Origin of the sequence: Sphingobacterium sp. JUb56 (assembly GCF_014191365.1) — a bacterium.
Lineage (GTDB): Bacteria > Bacteroidota > Bacteroidia > Sphingobacteriales > Sphingobacteriaceae > Sphingobacterium > Sphingobacterium anhuiense.
Genome location: NZ_JACHWL010000004.1, coordinates 190,310 through 207,994 on the forward strand (window position 1 = coordinate 190,310; position 17,685 = coordinate 207,994).

Below are 17,685 nucleotides of genomic sequence, written 5' to 3' on the forward strand. Positions count from 1 at the left end.
AATACCATGGCAAAGAAATCTGTTGCATCGTTACAAAAAGGTGGCGGTAAAGAATATACAAAGGTTATTATTACTACTAAATCGACTAAAACGGGAGCTTATACTTTCAAAGAGGCGATGATTCACAATGATAAAGTAAAAGATACTTTAGCAGAGGCTGCAAAAAATAACTAGTAATTTTCCTTTTTTAAAGTTTTTCTTTAAAAAGAATTCAAAAAAATAGCCGTTTTGGTATACACCGAAAGGGCTTTTTTTGTTGGTTTCAAATATCTATCTTTGGCAATCGGTATTTTATACTGGTCGGAAGATAAATAATAATGAATTCATAAGCGGAACATATATCAATGGGATTATTCGATTTTTTCAAGAAGAAACAAGAAACTCCTGAAGCCCAAGAAGCTTTAGATAAAAGTTTGGAAAAGACTAAAGAGGGTTTCTTTTCTAAAATTACAAAAGCAGTTGTTGGTAAATCAACTATCGATGATGATGTTTTAGATAATTTGGAAGAAATATTGGTGACCTCGGATGTGGGTGTGACAACAACACTGAAAATTGTTGACCGTATTCAGGCGCGTGTTGCACGTGATAAATATGTTTCAACCTCAGAGTTAAATACGTTATTGAAGGAAGAGATTCAGGAATTATTAGCGGAAAACAACAGTTCTGATTTTGAAAACTTTGAGTACGGTAATCACAAACCATATGTTATCATGGTGGTCGGTGTAAACGGAGTTGGAAAAACAACAACAATTGGAAAACTGGCACATCAGTTGAAAGCAGCTGGCAATAAAGTTGTTTTGGGTGCTGCTGATACTTTTCGTGCTGCTGCCGTAGAACAAATCAAGCTTTGGGGTGAACGTGTAGGTGTTCGTGTTGTTGCACAGGCGATGGGATCTGACCCTGCTTCTGTTGCTTATGATGCAGTCCAATCGGCCTTATCTAACGGTGATGATGTCTGTATTATTGATACAGCAGGTCGTCTTCATAACAAGGTTGGCTTGATGAATGAGTTGGGGAAAATAAAAAATGTCATGCAAAAGGTTATTCCTGGTGCTCCACATGAAATTCTATTGGTTCTTGATGCCTCTACAGGACAAAATGCCATAGAACAATGTACTCAATTTACACAAGCAACTGATGTCAATGCCTTAGCATTGACTAAACTGGATGGTACCGCAAAGGGTGGGGTAGTTATCGGTATATCTGATCAATTTAAAATACCTGTAAAATATATTGGTGTCGGTGAGAAAATCGGCGATTTACAGTTATTCAACAAAAAAGAGTTTGTGGATTCGCTGTTCAAGTAATCCACATCCATTATATGAAAACAAAATATAGTAAGGCTGTAGAGCCAAAGTCAAAACCCCGTGTGAATGTGGTTACATTGGGTTGTTCTAAAAATATTCATGATAGTGAAGTATTGATGGGACAATTAAAAGGTAATCAAATAGAAGTTGTACACGAGGCTACTAATATTCAGGAGAACGATATTGTTGTTATCAATACCTGTGGTTTTATCGATAATGCCAAACAGGAGTCTATTGATACGATCTTACAGTTTTCAGAATTGAAAGATGAGGGCAAGATCAATAAGGTCATTGTTACAGGCTGTCTTTCTGAGCGCTATAAACCTGAGCTACAATCTGAGATTACAAACGTAGACGGTTATTTTGGTACAAATGACTTACCTGATTTATTAAAATCTATTGGTGCAGATTATCGCCATGAACTTTTGGGTGAGCGTATGCTGACCACACCTTCGCACTATTCTTACTTTAAGATCGCCGAAGGTTGTAACCGTCCATGTTCATTCTGTGCGATTCCGTTAATGCGTGGTAAGCATGTTTCAAAATCAATTGATGATTTAGTGAAAGAAGCCAAATTCTTAGCTTCTAATGGAACGAAAGAATTGATATTGATCGCACAAGATTTAACCTATTACGGATTAGATATTTATGGAAAGCGTAACCTTTCTGACTTGATGCGTCATTTATCTGATGTTGATGGTATCGATTGGATCCGTTTGCAATATGCTTATCCTTCTGGATTCCCAATGGATATTCTTGATGCGATGAATGAACGTTCAAATATCTGTAATTACTTAGATATGCCATTGCAGCATATTTCTGATCGTATGTTGACTTCAATGCGTCGCGGTACAAGTAAGCAAAAACAGATTGATTTGGTTAATAAGATCCGTGATAAAGTTCCTAATATTGCTTTGCGTACAACGTTAATCTGTGGTTATCCTGATGAAACTGAGCAAGATTTTCAAGAGATGTTGGAATGGGTTGAGGAAACACGTTTTGACCGCTTAGGATGTTTTACTTATTCGCATGAAGAGAAAACACATGCGCATTCATTGGAAGATAATGTCCCTGAAGAAGTAAAACAGGAGCGTGTAGAAGCGATCATGGAAGTACAACAAGGAATTTCTTTTGAGATCAATCAAGATAAAATAGGAAATACCTATAAAGTATTAATTGACCGTGTGGACGGCGATTACTTTATTGGCAGAACAGAATATGACTCTCCAGAAGTTGATAATGAGGTTATACTTGATGCAAAAACAAACTATGCCCGAATCGGTGATTTTGTAAATGTTAAAGTGGACCGCGCTGAAGACTTTGATTTATATGGATCTATTGTCAAATAATAGCGATCCAATCGTTGCTTTTATTCGTAAACACTACATTTGTGCGCAGAGAAAATATTAATTGCTTATTTTGTATAGCAATTATGTATATTACTCTGTTTTTAGTGCAAATGTAATCACGAATGAAAGCAACTTATATAGACTACAGCGAAACCAACAGCTTTTCTAAGACACTTATTGCTTATTTAAATCAGGATGAAGCTTTAGTTCCCTTTATCGGGAATTGGCCAACTTTCGCTGGTTTTGAAAAGCAAATTAATGAAAAAAAACCTTTTCTTTCGCGTACGCTTTTAGTTGATCGATTAAAAGCACAATATGGCGATTTACTAGAATCCGCTCCTCACGTTGCAGCAAACATTGATAAATTACTTGCTGATAACGCATATACCATTACAACGGGACATCAACTCAATATTTTTACTGGTCCATTATATTTTATCTTTAAAATCATAACAGCTATTCGTTTAGCAGATGATCTTAAAGTCAAGTTTCCAGAGAAAGAATTTGTTCCTGTTTATTGGATGGCTACGGAAGATCATGATTTTGCGGAAATAAACCACACGAAATTGTCAGGTAAAAAAATCGTTTGGGATACTCCCGCTGTTTCAGCTACAGGAAGAATGGATACGGATTCTATTGTTCAGGCGGTGAAGCAGTATACCGGTGTTTTAGGGCTTTCTGAACATTCTTGTAAACTTGCCTGTATTGTTGAGAATGCTTATCTCAAGCATGATAATTTAGCCGATGCTACCCGATATCTTGTACATGAATTGTTTAAGAAATTTGGCCTGCTTATTATTGATGCTGATGACAAAGCGCTAAAAACCGTTTTTAAACCGATCATAACAGAAGATATTTTAACTGAAAAAAGCTTTAAAGCAATAGAAGAGACATCTGAGTCTTTGGAAAAAGCCGGTTTTGCCACACAGGTGCATGCTCGTGAAATCAATTTTTTCTATCTGACAGATGAATTTCGCGAACGTATTGTTTTAAATGCTGATGGTCGTTATGAGGTTTTACATCAGGATATTTACTTTACAAAAGCGGAGCTTGAAAAGGAAATAGATACATACCCAGAAAGATTCAGTCCGAATGTGGTTATGCGTCCTATGTACCAGGAAATCATCTTACCTAATTTAGCTTATATTGGTGGTGGGGCAGAAATGGTTTATTGGATGCAGCTAAAAGCAAATTTTGATCAATATGGAATTGATTTTCCAATTTTAATACCACGTAATTCTGCCATGATTACTGAAGATAATGTGGTGTCTAAGATTTTTAGACAGGATCTTACTTTTAAAAGTATATTCCGGGATAGTGAAATTCTAAAGAAGGAATTTGTGCGTCGGCAAACGAAACATCGTTTAAATCTAAATGATGAATGGATGGAGTTAAATGCCATATTCGGAAAAATAAAGCTTCGTACGCACAAGATAGATCCTAGTTTATCACCAAGTACGGAAGCGATTAAAGCACGGTTAAAAAAAGCTATTAATAATCTGGAAAAGAAATTAATGCGTGCCGAAAAGCGGAATCATAAAGATGCATTGTCTAATATCGACCATATCAAAGAACGTCTGTTTCCCGGTGGTGGATTGCAGGAACGGTCTGAGAATTTTGGTCTTCTCTATGTTAAATATGGAGATACCTTATTCGATGAACTTTATAAGCATTTTAATCCATTGGATTTTAAGTTTACGATACTCTATTAAAAGTCAGCTCAAAGCTGACTTTTTTCATTTATAATTTGATAACACACAGTTCAGTTCTAGTTAACAGGGGGTGGTTAGATTTGTTGCATAACAATGTAACAAAATACTAGATGAAAGAATTTCTACTCACAACATGTTTAACTGTCATTGGTACTGGTTTGTATGCGCAGACAACTCAGGCTGGTTTTGCTGGAAAGATTACAGACGAGCACGCTAAAGGTGTTCAAGGCGCGTCTGTAGAGGTGCGAAATGAATCGACAGGCTTCACCACAAAAACATCTACCAATGCAAATGGCGATTATAATTTTAAAGAGCTGCCATTGGGCGGTCCTTATATATTGAAAGTTTCCTATGTTGGATATGGTGAACAGGTTCGGACCGGATATAATTTAAATCAGGGAGATCTTATCCGAGTTAATATTCCCATTCAAAATTCTTCAAATGTTCTGGAGACAGTCGAGATTAAAGGCACAAACACATTAAAAAATCAAATTGAAAATTTGGGTGCAGCGACCTCGGTTACGGCAAAAGATATCGCGAAGCTACCGGTTAACGGGCGGAATTTCACGTCATTAATGGATCTTTCCCCCTTAAGTAAAGGTGATAATATTGGTGGTCAACTGGGCTCCTCCACAAACTTTACGATAGATGGTATGAATGCAAAGAATCCGACATCTGCAGGCTCGACAACAAGCAGAAGTGGCGCACCATTTTCGATTTCTATAGAGGCAGTTCGTGAGTTTAAGGTGGTGACCAATCAATATGATGTCACTTATGGTAGAGCTGGCGGCGGTACAGTTAGTGCTGTTACGAAGCAGGGAACCAATAAAACACAGGGTAGCGCCTGGATTTATTCTCGAGCTGATTGGTTGTCCAGCCCCTACACGATTGACGGTAAAAAACGGACCAATGATTTTTCGACTTATCAGTATGGCTTTACATTAGGTGGGCCTATCATAAAAGATAAATTACATTATTTTGTTGCTTGGGATCATCAAAAGGATGCACGACCTTTAATTATTGCAGATATTACTTCGACTCTTGATGAGGAGCGATTTAAAATCACCCAAGATAATTTAAATGCATTTGTTGATATCGGACGTGAAAAATATGGATTGAGTAATGACCGTCAGTTTGGCTCTTTTGATAAGAAAAGAAATTCAGACGCGGTATTTGGTCGGATTGATTGGCAGATTAATAATAGTAATTTGTTAACGATCCGTAATAACTTTACCAGCGATATCAATAAACTGGGTCTACAGGATAATAAACCGATTACGCTGTACGAGTCTTATGGGAATGACAAGAATATTGATAATAGTTTTCTGGCTACGCTAAGAACGTCTGTTTCGTCAAATATTACTAATGAACTGAAATTACAACACTTATATACGTATCAGAACAGTAGTCCTGGAGATCAGTTGCCTAGCCAGAATATTCCAAGAGCGATTGTGGAGAATATTGTTTCTAAAGTTGGAAATAATGATCTCAAAACAACCGTTCAGTTAGGGGGACATCGTTTTGCACAGGAATCTTTTAAAAATAATGTCTTCCAGTTAGTCAATAATTTATATTACAACACGGATAAGATCAATTATACATTCGGTGTTGACCTGATGTATACGCATGCTAGTTCTGTTTACGGAAGTGAAGTAAATGGCCGTTTTCATTTTGGAGCAAGTGATACTAGAACGGCACTACAAAATTTTCAAGACAAGAAAGCTTATAACTTTTATAGAGAGGTGCCGTTAGTTTCGGATCCTACGGTCGTTGGCAAGATCTTCAATGCTGGATTGTATGGACAGATGCAATCCAAGTTGGCGGCAGGTTTAGATTTGGTTGCAGGTTTACGTTTTGATTACGGTCACTATCCGACATCACCTTTAAATGAAGAACTATTGAAAGAGGTTGGTGTACGTACAGATCATAAACTAAAGTCTCTTGTGATACAACCGCGTTTTCAGATGACATGGGATGTGAATGAGGGGCATAAGGATTTCTTCCGAATCGGAGCGGGTATATTCGCATCGGACATCAACAATTACATGACGATCAATAACCTAACATTTGACGGTAAGCACTTTGCTACTGTTGATGTCCGTGGAAATGATGTACCTACCCCGGATTTTGTACAATACCGTAAAGATCCTTCTTCGACTCCCACTTTAGCACAATTTCAAGTCCCAACTATTAATACCTATGGACCTGATGCAAAAATACCCGTAGTTTATAAAGCAAATGCTTCTTACACGCATTTCTTTACTGAAAAATTGAAAGCAGGAATTTCGGCCTACATGAACCTCGGCCGTAATAATTATATGTATGTGGATCGTAATATGGTGAAGGATCCATTCTTTAGATTAGCGAATGAAGATAACCGAGGAGTTTTTGTGCCGGTATCGGCTATTGTAAATGGAGAATCGGACTGGAAGCAGGGACGTATATCTAATAAATTTGGTCGTGTTCTGGAGTTAAATTCGGAGGGTAAGGTGAATCAGTTTGCAGTGGTTTTAGACGCAAGTTACCAATACTATAAGGATGGTTCTATTTCGGTAAGCTATACATGGAACGATGCAAAAGATAACACATCTTACAATGGTAATGTGGCGAATACTGCGACACTATCTTTGGCCGTGAAAGATGATCCAAGAGATTTGAGCAATATGACGTACTCGAACAATCAATTCCGTAATAAGGTGGTTATTTATGGTACATTGCCTACTTTTTATGGAGTCAGTGTAGGCGTACGTTATTCAGGTATCGGTGGAACACGTTATAGTTTGCTTGCGGGGGGTAATATCAATGGCGATTTTGTTGCAGGTGATAATGATCTAGCGTATATTTTTGATCCTAATAACACGAAGACTCCGACGAATCTGGTTGATGGTTTACAGGCATTATTGAATAACCCGAATGCGAGCCAGAGTTTAAAGGATTACATTAAAAAATATGAAGGAGCAATGGCTCAACGAAACGGGGGAATTAATGGTTTTTATGGTCTAATTGATTTACGTATTGCAAAGAAGTTTAACCTATATAAATCTCATGCCTTGGAAGTATCTGCGGATTTATTTAACGTTGCCAATTTATTTAAGAAAACATGGGGAATCAATGAATCTTTAGGGAATCAAGCGTTGTATTCTTTGGGTGTTAAAGCAGCAAACGGAAATCCTGCTTTACCTGCATTTGATGCGGCGAAGCAACAGTTTAATTATAATCTTAACAATACAGGGGTTGTAAACCCTTCTGGAAACCCATATCAATTTCAATTAGGTTTACGTTACTCTTTCTAATATTTCAACTTATACGAGGGTCTTTTCAAAACGAGAAAAGGCCCTTTTTTTATGATTTTATTTTGGTGTGAGTGATAAGCGAACTGACATCGTGCATATCGAGCACTTGTTATCAGGATTTATGTCGTGTAACATAGAATCTTGTTCTAGATGATGAAATTGAGCTTAAATTTTGTGTGCAGATGAGATCGCAAACGATTGTTTTGTATGGGTATTCTAATAATTATTTTTACAGACATAATCTGCTTTTTTTAGGACTTGAAAAAATGTATCTTTGCACATCCAAAAAGCAGCTGTTTTGCTATTATTTTTAATAAAACCAAAAAAGGTAAGAATCTAGCGAAAGGCACTAATTTTTTGCACACATGAGTAACATACATTTTCAAGAAAAATTTGAAGATCGTCACAACGGACCAAGATCGGTTGAAACGAGAGAAATGTTGGAATTTTTAGGCGTTGACTCGCTTGACCAACTTATTGAGCAAACTGTTCCTGCACAGATTCGTGCAAAACAAGCTTTACAATTGCCTGCTGCTTTAAGCGAAGTCGCTTATTTGAAAAGGGTAAAACAAATTGCAGAAAAAAATAAAGTTTTCAAGTCTTATATCGGACAAGGTTATTTTGATGTGATTTTACCAGGTGTTATTCAAAGAAACGTCTTTGAGAATCCAGGATGGTATACACAGTATACACCTTATCAGGCAGAGATTGCACAAGGTCGTCTTCAGGCTTTGTTAAATTTTCAAACGGTTATTTGTGATTTAACAGGATTAGAGATCGCGAATGCGTCTTTATTAGATGAAGCTACTGCTGCTGCTGAAGGTATGTTTATGCTTTATTCGGCTCGTAAAAACAAAGCGGCTAATGTTTTCTTGGTTTCTGAAAATGCTTATCCACAAACGATCGATGTATTAAGAACTCGTGCATTATCTTTTGGAATTGAACTTCGTATTGAAGCTATTTCTGAAGACAGTTTAACGGATGATGTATTCGCTGCATTTGTTCAATATCCTGCTGCAGATGGTTCAATTATAGATTATAAAGCTTTTACTGCTGCTGCGCATGCCAAAAACATTACTGTTTGTGCCGCTGCAGACTTAATGAGTTTAACGTTATTAACTCCTCCGGGAGAATGGGGTGCTGATGTTGTTGTTGGTAATTCACAACGTTTCGGTGTACCAATGGGTTTCGGTGGTCCTCACGCCGCTTTTTTCGCAACTAAAGACGCTTTTAAGCGTAATATTCCAGGCCGTATTATCGGTGTTACGACAGATTCTAATGGCAATTACGCATTGCGTATGGCATTACAGACTCGTGAGCAGCATATCCGTCGTGATAAAGCATCATCTAATATCTGTACTGCACAGGCTTTATTAGCAATTATGGCGTCATTCTATGCCGTATATCATGGTCCTCAGGGAATCAAGAATATTGCTAGCCGTATTCACGATTTGGCTCAATTGTTAGACCAAGCTGTTCAACAGTTGGGTTATACGCAATTGAACAAAAACTACTTTGATACTGTTCGTTTTGAATTAGGTGGTGAAGTTGCTGGATTAAAATCTGAGGCTTTAAATAACGAAATGAACTTCAATTATGTAGGTTCTGTTGTAGGGATCTCTATTGATGAGTCAACGACTTATGAAGACATTTTAACGATTGTAAAAGTATTTGCTAAAGTAAAAGCTAAAAATTTGGCTGATGTTGATTTCGAATCTATCGAGGCATCTTTAACATCAGCTCTTCCTGCTGATTTGGTTCGTACTTCTGATTACTTAACACACCCAGTTTTCAATAGCTACCACTCAGAGAGTGAGATGTTACGTTACATCAAATCTTTGGAAGCAAAAGATTTATCATTATGTCATTCTATGATTCCATTGGGATCATGTACAATGAAATTGAATGCTACTGCTGAAATGACTCCAGTTACATGGGCTAACTTCGGCGGTTTACATCCATTCGCTCCTGCAGATCAAACTTCTGGTTATATGCAGTTGATCGGTGAGTTGAATGATTGGTTATCTGAAATTACAGGTTTTGCTAAGATGAGTTTCCAACCAAACTCTGGTGCTCAAGGAGAGTATGCCGGTTTAATGGTTATTCGTGCTTACCATGAAAGTCGTGGAGACCATAACCGTAACATCTGTTTAATTCCTGCTTCCGCTCACGGTACAAACCCTGCTTCCGCTTCTATGGCTGGATTGAAAGTTGTGGTTGTTAAATGTGATGATCGTGGTAACATTGATGTTGAGGATTTAAAAGTAAAAGCAGCAGAGCATGCCGCGAATTTAAACTCATTTATGGTGACTTACCCATCTACGCATGGGGTATTTGAAGAACCTATTATTGAAATCTGTGAAATTATCCATGCAAATGGTGGACAGGTTTATATGGATGGAGCAAATATGAATGCGCAGGTTGGTTTAACAAGCCCTGGTCGTATCGGTGCTGACGTTTGTCACCTGAACTTACATAAAACGTTCTGTATCCCTCACGGTGGTGGTGGTCCTGGTATGGGTCCAATCGGTGTTGCAGCACACTTAGTACCTTTCTTACCTAATCACGAAGTGGTTGAAGTTTCTGGTCAAGAGGGTATCACTGCAGTATCTGCGGCGCCATTTGGTTCTGCTTCTATCTTAATTATCTCGCATGCTTATATCGCAATGATGGGTGGAGATGGATTAACGAACGCTACAAAAACTGCAATTTTAAATGCAAATTATATTAAAGCTCGTTTGGAAAACCACTATCCAGTATTATATTCTGGTGTAAATGGACGTTGTGCACACGAGATGATCTTAGATTGCCGTGCATATAAAAATGTGGGTGTTGAAGTTGCTGATATCGCAAAACGTTTGATGGATTATAGTTTCCATGCTCCAACAGTTTCTTTCCCTGTAGCGGGTACTTTGATGGTTGAGCCTACTGAGTCTGAGTCTAAAGCTGAATTAGATCGTTTCTGTGATGCTTTGATCGCTATTCGTCAAGAAGTTGCTGCGGTTGAAGCGGGTGATGTAGATCAGGCTGATAACGTATTGAAAAATGCGCCTCATACTGCATCTGTTGTAACTGCTGACGAATGGACTAGATCTTATTCTCGCCAAACAGCTGCGTATCCTTTAGCTTATTTAAAAGATCGTAAGTTCTGGCCTTCTGTTGGTCGTGTAAACGATTCACAAGGAGATAGAACATTAATTTGTTCATGTCCTTCTATTGAAGAGTACGCAGAAGCTTAATCAAAAATATAATAAAATAAAAAGGCCTTCATCTAATACAGATGAAGGCTTTTTTTGTAAAAGATAATATTGAGCATGTCATCTTTAGGTGTAGCGGCAGTAGAGAGAGGATTGTCATAGCTAAATGATGAATCTCAAAAAAGGTAAAAGAAAGAAGATGTCTTATATATGATGCATTTATAATTGTAAATAAAACAAATTTATCTAAGTTTGTTTTGTGTTTTAATGAAAATCCAAGTTCAAGTTTACATGACTTAACTAACGACGCGGATTGTCTTTTTTGTGCAGCATCAATAATGATGATATCATTTTTGTGAATAGCTTGCTGACGGAATATTTACTGGACGGAAAAGCAAGATGTTGGAATACATATTTATCAGGCATAAATGAGACGAAGTGCTTCTGAAGTAATTATATTAATAATGAAAGTAAAATCAACAATAACTTTTTTAGTGATGACAGCGCTATTTGCTTCCTGTTCGACAGGTAAGTATGCCGCAACTGAGAAAGTCTATAAGAAAAAAGCAAAGTTACTTGCCAAAGAATATGCTACAAGTCCTGTTATCAACCAAGCTATCGGTAAATTACCGCTATCGGTTGAAAAAGAATGGATCGCATCGATAAACTTTGGGATTCGCAAACCAAACTATGTTGTGATTCATCATACTGCTCAGGATTCACTGGGACAGACCATACGTACCTTTCATTCTGAAAAGGCGGGTGTAAGTGCTCATTATGTTGTTGGCCGTACTGGTAAAGTGGTGCAGATGGTCAATGATTATTATCGTGCACATCATGCAGGAATTGGTAAATGGGGTAATGATACGGATCTAAATTCTTCTTCTATTGGAATTGAATTAGATAATAATGGAACAACAGATCCTTGGACAGATGCACAGATTAATGCGCTGACCGAGTTACTTTCGTATCTTAAAGTGAAATATAACATCCCTCAAGCAAACTTCATTGGTCATATGGACTTAGCTCCAACTCGTAAAAATGATCCATCACGATTTCCCTGGAAGGTATTAGCAGATAAGGGTTTCGGTTACTGGTACGAAGAATATCTGGAAACTCCACCAATTGATTTTAATCCAAAACTGGCTTTGAGAATTATTGGTTACGATGTAAAGAATTTGGATGCAGCTATTAAGGCTTTTAAACAGCATTACATCCAGACGAATGCAAATGTCGCTACGCTGAAGGAAAATGATCTGAAGATATTATATTCGATCTATAAAAAGTTCTTATAACAATAAAGAGCTCCAAATTTTGGAGCTCTTTATTGTTATTGTGACATCTATACCGTCTTAACATATTTGATATCGTAATTCTCAATGTCTATGATGTAGCCATTTTTAATTAAGAAATCAAATAATGGTTTGGCTTCTTCAGAAACGGCCATATTTTTTGTGGTTATGATCTTATTTTCTTTTTTCAATAAGTATGGGTATGCATATAGCTTGATATTCTTATTGAACATTCCCGAAATATAGGAAAGAAGTTCATTGGTGTAATGCTCCTTGTTGTAATTATCCGAATTAAAGATATTTCTTAAATTGGAAACGTTGGTCGCAATACCAATATTCTTTGGTTTGAAATTATTGATAAACTCAGCAAGATGATTATTTCTTCTGAAATTGCTGACGATGATATTATTGCCTGTTGAACATAGCTCTTCGGCACGGTGTGCAAATTCTTCGAGATCTTTATCCGTAATGATATGATCCTCTTCAAGTACATTGCCCATTAATACCTCTATCAGGACTACTGTGTTTTCTGATGTTGCGCCTGTGTTTTTCTTAAATTGATCTACAGCAAGATTGAATAGATCAAAGTTAGGAAGAGATTTTTGTCTATATTTTGTTCTTAGAAGAATGATATTCTTTTTGTAAAGGTAATCTTTGATCTGTGCGGCTTTGCCATCTGGTTTAAAGATTGCGGCCTTTGCAAAACCTTTAGCAATGAGGTATAAATTGATCAATCTTTCATTGACATTTTCAAACAACGGGCCAGTTACTTTTACAAGATCAATTTCTACAGAGCCTACAGATAGATTGTCGACTAATGACTCAATCATGGTCTGCACGTTATCGGTATAATAATAGGCTGCGAAAAGGAGGTTGACTCCAATGATACCCAATACTTTTTGTTGTAGCTGATTGTCGCTATCTAGCAGTCTTACGTGTATAATGATATCGTTGGTAGGGCCGTCGACTTCGTGTTGAAATCTGACACCAATCCAACCATGAGGTTCATTTGTTTTTGTAAAGTTTAGCGTAGTAACGGTGTCGGCAAAAGCGAAGAACTTTTTGTTACAGTATTTTTCACCATGTAAGCGCTTGGTTAATAAATCGAATTCGTGTTTTAGCATTTTCGTTAAACGCGTGCGGCTTACATATCTGCCATCCTCTTCTTCTCCGTAGATGGCATCGCTAAAAGTCATGTCGTAAGCCGACATTGTTTTGGCGATTGTTCCAGATGCCGCCCCTGCATTGAAAAAGTTACGTGCAACTTCTTGACCCGCTCCAATTTCAGCAAAGGTGCCGTAAATCTCCGGATTCAGATTTATTTTCAGTGCTTTTCTTTTGGTTTCAAATATTTCTCTTACCATGGTACAAAGGTACAAAAAATGATAGCCTGCAGAAAAGGAATGGGAGGGAAGATGATATTTGATCAATTTATAACAAAAGGGTTATTTTGATATCAAAATAACCCTTTTGTAACTGGTCTATATGAAATTTTAATTTAAATATGCTTAAAATATTTTCAATTTGTGAAAGGCATAAAATAAGGCTGAACTTTGAAGTGCCTGACCAAATTTATTTTGCAACAGCAATTCTTTTGCTTCTTCGATAGAAATCAAATAAACATCTATTTGCTCACTTTCATCTAGGTCTTGCTCCTGGATCTTCTTTCCTCCCTGCATGAGGTAAGTATGTGTAATATTTTTACTTGTAGCAGGGTTGGCATAAAGTTCCGCAATTTTTTCAATCTTGGTAAAAGAATAACCTGTCTCTTCAAGCATTTCTCGCTCCGCTGTAAATTGTGGATCTTCTCCTTCTTCCATCGTTCCTGCCGGTATTTCAAGAATAACCTCGCCGGCAGCGTGTCTATATTGTTTGATGACGATCAACTTATTGTCTTCCGTTATACCGACCATATTGACCCAGTTTGGATATTCTAGCACATAGTAATGATCATTAATACTGCCGTTAGGCAACTCACAGGTATCCCTTCGTAAGGTAGCCCAAGGCGCTTTCGAGATATATTCTGATGATAGTAATTTCCACTTTTCCATTCGTACGATTAAATAATATCGGCCATCATTCGGTCCACTTTTGTGGCTAACTCTTTTTGGAGCTGTTCATAGTGTGATTTAGCTGTTAATGGTGCTTTTGCTGAACAATAAAATTTTATTTTAGGTTCTGTTCCTGATGGTCTCGCAGAAATAACATCACCATCTACAGTGATAAATTGTAAGACGTCCGATTTCGGGAGATCAATGACTTTTTTAGTACCGGTGGCTATATCTATGGCGACCGAATTTTCATAATCACGAACTTCTACAACAGCTATGCCTCCTAAAGATTTAGGCAAATTGGCACGCAGGTTACTCATCATTGCTTTGATTTCTTCTGCACCAGCTTTACCTTTTTTAGTTAATGAAACTAATTTTTCTTGGTAGCATCCAAATTCTTGATACAGGTCAAGGAGAACTTCATATAAAGATTTGCCTTTCGATTTGTAATAGGCTGTCATCTCTGCTAAGAATGCGCATGCATTTGGAGCATCCTTATCACGTACAAGACTTCCGACTAAGTAACCATAGCTTTCTTCTCCGCCAACTAAATATGTCGCTGAATCGCCTAATTTGGTCATTAGTTCGCCAATATATTTGAATCCAGTTAAGGTCTCATAGTAAGGTACATTAAAATGGTTGGCAATTTCAGCTTGAAGATTTGTTGTGACGATTGTTTTTACAACATAGGGATTGTTATTAAGTTGATTTTGTTCTTTTTTAGAACTTAATACATAATAAAAAAGTAGACTACCGATCTGGTTACCGTTCAGTAATTGAAAACTACCTTTATTGTTTTTAACTGCGATTCCAACGCGATCAGCATCGGGATCTGTTGCGAGTACGAGATCAGCATCCAGCTCTTCACCTTTTCTTTTGGCCAATGCCATAGCATCTTCTTCTTCTGGATTAGGATATATAACTGTTGGAAAATTACCATCTGGAGTGGCTTGTTCTTCTACAATGGAAACATTGTTAAATCCCCACGCTTCCAATAATTTTGGAACAATTGTAATTCCTGTTCCATGAATAGGAGAAAATACGATTTTAAGATCTTTTTGAGCTTCTACAGCCTCCGGGTGGATACTTAATTTTTTATTTTCATTAATGTAAATTTCATCAATTTCATCTCCTACTGGTATAATATTTTCTGGAATTGGCTGAAATGATATTTGCGAAACGCTATGGATAGCATTAACTTCTGTAATGACATTTGTATCGTGCGGAGCTGTTAATTGGCATCCGTCGTTCCAATAGGCCTTGTAGCCATTATATTCTTTTGGATTATGTGAGGCAGTAAGCATGACACCGCTTTGGCAGCCAAAGTGACGGATTGCAAATGATAGTACAGGTGTTGGACGCAGTTCATTAAATAAATATACTTGGATTCCATTTGCCGCAAATACATCAGCCACCAGCGTTCCTAGGCTTTGCGAGTTGTTGCGGCTGTCGTAAGCTACAGCTACTTTAATGACCTGATTTGGAAATTGCTTTTTTAGATAGTTTGCCAACCCCTGAGTTGCTTTACCGATGGTATACTTATTTATCCTATTGGATCCTACACCCATGATGCCACGTAAACCTCCTGTACCAAATTCTAAATCTTTATAGAATGAATCTGTTAGTTCAGTTACTTCGTTGTTATCAATTAAAATTTGTAAAGCAGCTCTTGTTGCTTCATCGTATTCTGAGCTAAGCCATTGGTTGACTTTTGCTTGTAATTCCTGATCCAGACTATTCATTGTTATTGTGAATTTAAACTGTCAAATTAAATATTTTTTAGGAATGTAATGCTTTTAATGTGAAATAAATCATTATTGTTAGGCATCACATCCACCATAAGCACGATCAAGTACCGTAAATATCCACTTACCATTTTTATTTGTGATGTGGAAGATAAGTGGAGCGTTTTTATCGGTTAGTATGACGCGGTAACTTTTAGCTTCTAAAGCTTTTAGTTTTTGAATTTCAGCATTTGATATTTTAGCATCCGAGATCTCGTTCATGAATTTTGCGGTATGCGATAGTTCTGTTGGATGTTGTTTGTTATTACAAAATAACCCCTTTTTATTCCAGGCCTCTTTTCCGCAGTCATATACCGGCAATTGCCCTATAGTAACCTTTCCTAAGAAATTGGTATTCGGATAAGGGTAATAATCGGGTATTGGATGATTGAAATCAAAAGCCACAGCATGTGTATAGATGGCTTGCACTCCAGGTCTATAGATGGTGTAATAACCGACCGTTTTGTCAACATAATTGTTTAACGCCTTGGAATCTTGTTTGTTAAATGCTTGAATAATATTCATTATGGCCGCGTCTAATGATTCGCCCTGTGGTGCTTGTTCTTGGATCGTATCTGTTGAATCTGATGGGATCGGCAGTGTATCTTTTGCTATCGTATCGATAGAATCCAGTTGACTTTCCTTTTTCTCAGCAGTTCTATTGCAACTGCTGAAAAGAAAAACTGCAATGAGCCAGACTCCCAATATTTTTTTCACCATGGTTATTATCATCTACTTGAGCGGATTTTTATTAATCCGAGTTAATTACAAAAATAGAACAACGGTTGCTTTATTCAAATACGTTGTACGTTAATCTTAAATTAATTGACTTATTTAGTTTTGTTCGTTAAATTGTGTATGATTGTTTTTAGAATACTACGAGTTGAGGGCTTCCACCATTGCTCTAATATTTTTTCAATCGTTTCTTCCTTTTTTGCGCCGAGGTTTTCTAGAAGTTCTTTTCTGAAGTTCAATTTGCAGGTTTTCCATGTTTCTTTATCAAACTGGGTTACTGATTTGATCCTGCGTAAAGCGGCGGTGTGAATTGCATTTGCTGGCACGACTTCATCAACAAGACCTACTGTAAGGGCTTCTTGTGGTGACAGTAATTTTCCCTCAAGTAAAAAGCGATAGGCATTCCCTTTCCCTAGCCAAAAGCTATAAAGGTGAAATATACTTTCTGGTACAATTAATCCAACTGGAATTTCGTTTAGGCCGATAATAAAATTTCCTTCTGCCATGATCCTATAATCACAACAGATTGCGATAACACATCCTCCTGCGGGGCTATGGCCGGAAATTGCGGATACAATTGGTTTTGGAAACGAAGCCAGATCACGTGTTGTTTTGAAAAAGAGTGACCAGAAGTCTCTGATTTCGGTTTCATTGTATTCATATAATGTGATCAGATCTAAACCGGCGCTGAAAAAACCTTCTTTGCCATGAATGATAACACCTTCAATAGCCACATCTGATTTTAAATCGTGTATACAAGCATTTAGTTCTTCAAGCAGCACCGTATCCATTGCATTGGATTTTCCTCGGTCTAAAAATATGTTCGCGATACGGTCTTCCGTTTTGATTTGTATATGTTTCATATGTAATTATTTTTTTTTAAAAAGGCCATATGGAATATCCAACGTATTTTCATTGGTGTTTGTGCAGTTTGTACTACATGGATATTTCATAAGATTTCTGTT

12 protein-coding genes are annotated in these 17,685 nt (G+C 37.2%); 7 read left to right on the top strand and 5 right to left on the bottom strand.

What is annotated here, in order from left to right; translation table 11 throughout:
• The first annotated feature begins 6 nt into the window (after positions 1 to 6).
• From FHR29_RS26245 to FHR29_RS26275, 7 genes are all read left to right on the top strand, one after another.
• Positions 7 to 174 (top strand): DUF4295 domain-containing protein, encoded by a 168-nt coding sequence (locus FHR29_RS26245; protein WP_021189159.1) that lies wholly within the window; start codon positions 7 to 9, stop codon positions 172 to 174.
• 170 nt (positions 175 to 344) lie between these two features.
• Positions 345 to 1,307 (top strand): signal recognition particle-docking protein FtsY, encoded by a 963-nt coding sequence (gene ftsY, locus FHR29_RS26250; protein WP_021189158.1) that lies wholly within the window; start codon positions 345 to 347, stop codon positions 1,305 to 1,307.
• 14 nt (positions 1,308 to 1,321) lie between these two features.
• The gene (gene rimO, locus FHR29_RS26255; protein ID WP_021189157.1) at positions 1,322 to 2,656 is read left to right on the top strand and encodes a 30S ribosomal protein S12 methylthiotransferase RimO; all 1,335 of its coding nucleotides are present in this window, start codon (positions 1,322 to 1,324) and stop codon (positions 2,654 to 2,656) included.
• Between the two features lie 122 nt (positions 2,657 to 2,778).
• Positions 2,779 to 4,368 carry a bacillithiol biosynthesis cysteine-adding enzyme BshC gene (gene bshC, locus FHR29_RS26260; protein ID WP_183918330.1) on the top strand — a complete coding sequence of 530 codons (1,590 nt, stop codon included), beginning with the start codon at positions 2,779 to 2,781 and terminating at the stop codon, positions 4,366 to 4,368.
• 110 nt (positions 4,369 to 4,478) lie between these two features.
• Complete coding sequence (locus FHR29_RS26265; protein WP_183918333.1) at positions 4,479 to 7,661, top strand: TonB-dependent receptor; 3,183 nt, start codon at positions 4,479 to 4,481, stop codon at positions 7,659 to 7,661.
• 365 nt (positions 7,662 to 8,026) lie between these two features.
• A complete protein-coding gene (gene gcvP / locus FHR29_RS26270; RefSeq protein WP_183918335.1) occupies positions 8,027 to 10,900 on the top strand; it encodes an aminomethyl-transferring glycine dehydrogenase in 2,874 nt (957 codons plus the stop codon).
• A gap of 422 nt (positions 10,901 to 11,322) precedes the next feature.
• The gene (locus FHR29_RS26275) at positions 11,323 to 12,153 is read left to right on the top strand and encodes an N-acetylmuramoyl-L-alanine amidase (protein WP_021189152.1); all 831 of its coding nucleotides are present in this window, start codon (positions 11,323 to 11,325) and stop codon (positions 12,151 to 12,153) included.
• A 47-nt stretch (positions 12,154 to 12,200) separates the two neighbouring features.
• Here FHR29_RS26275 and FHR29_RS26280 read toward each other — a convergent pair whose 3' ends face one another.
• The 5 genes from FHR29_RS26280 to FHR29_RS26300 all read right to left on the bottom strand — a co-directional run bounded on the left by FHR29_RS26280 (position 12,201) and on the right by FHR29_RS26300 (position 17,583).
• The gene (locus FHR29_RS26280) at positions 12,201 to 13,514 is read right to left on the bottom strand and encodes a hypothetical protein (protein ID WP_021189151.1); all 1,314 of its coding nucleotides are present in this window, start codon (positions 13,512 to 13,514) and stop codon (positions 12,201 to 12,203) included.
• Between the two features lie 144 nt (positions 13,515 to 13,658).
• Positions 13,659 to 14,201 carry an NUDIX hydrolase gene (locus FHR29_RS26285; RefSeq protein ID WP_021189368.1) on the bottom strand — a complete coding sequence of 181 codons (543 nt, stop codon included), beginning with the start codon at positions 14,199 to 14,201 and terminating at the stop codon, positions 13,659 to 13,661.
• Positions 14,202 to 14,209: 8 nt separating this feature from the next.
• Positions 14,210 to 15,943 (bottom strand): phospho-sugar mutase, encoded by a 1,734-nt coding sequence (locus tag FHR29_RS26290; protein WP_183918337.1) that lies wholly within the window; start codon positions 15,941 to 15,943, stop codon positions 14,210 to 14,212.
• Between the two features lie 78 nt (positions 15,944 to 16,021).
• Positions 16,022 to 16,705 (bottom strand): hypothetical protein, encoded by a 684-nt coding sequence (locus FHR29_RS26295; RefSeq protein ID WP_183918339.1) that lies wholly within the window; start codon positions 16,703 to 16,705, stop codon positions 16,022 to 16,024.
• A 110-nt stretch (positions 16,706 to 16,815) separates the two neighbouring features.
• Positions 16,816 to 17,583: an enoyl-CoA hydratase/isomerase family protein gene (locus tag FHR29_RS26300; protein ID WP_183918341.1), complete on the bottom strand. Its 768-nt coding sequence runs from the start codon at positions 17,581 to 17,583 to the stop codon at positions 16,816 to 16,818.
• Between the last annotated feature and the right edge of the window lie 102 nt (positions 17,584 to 17,685).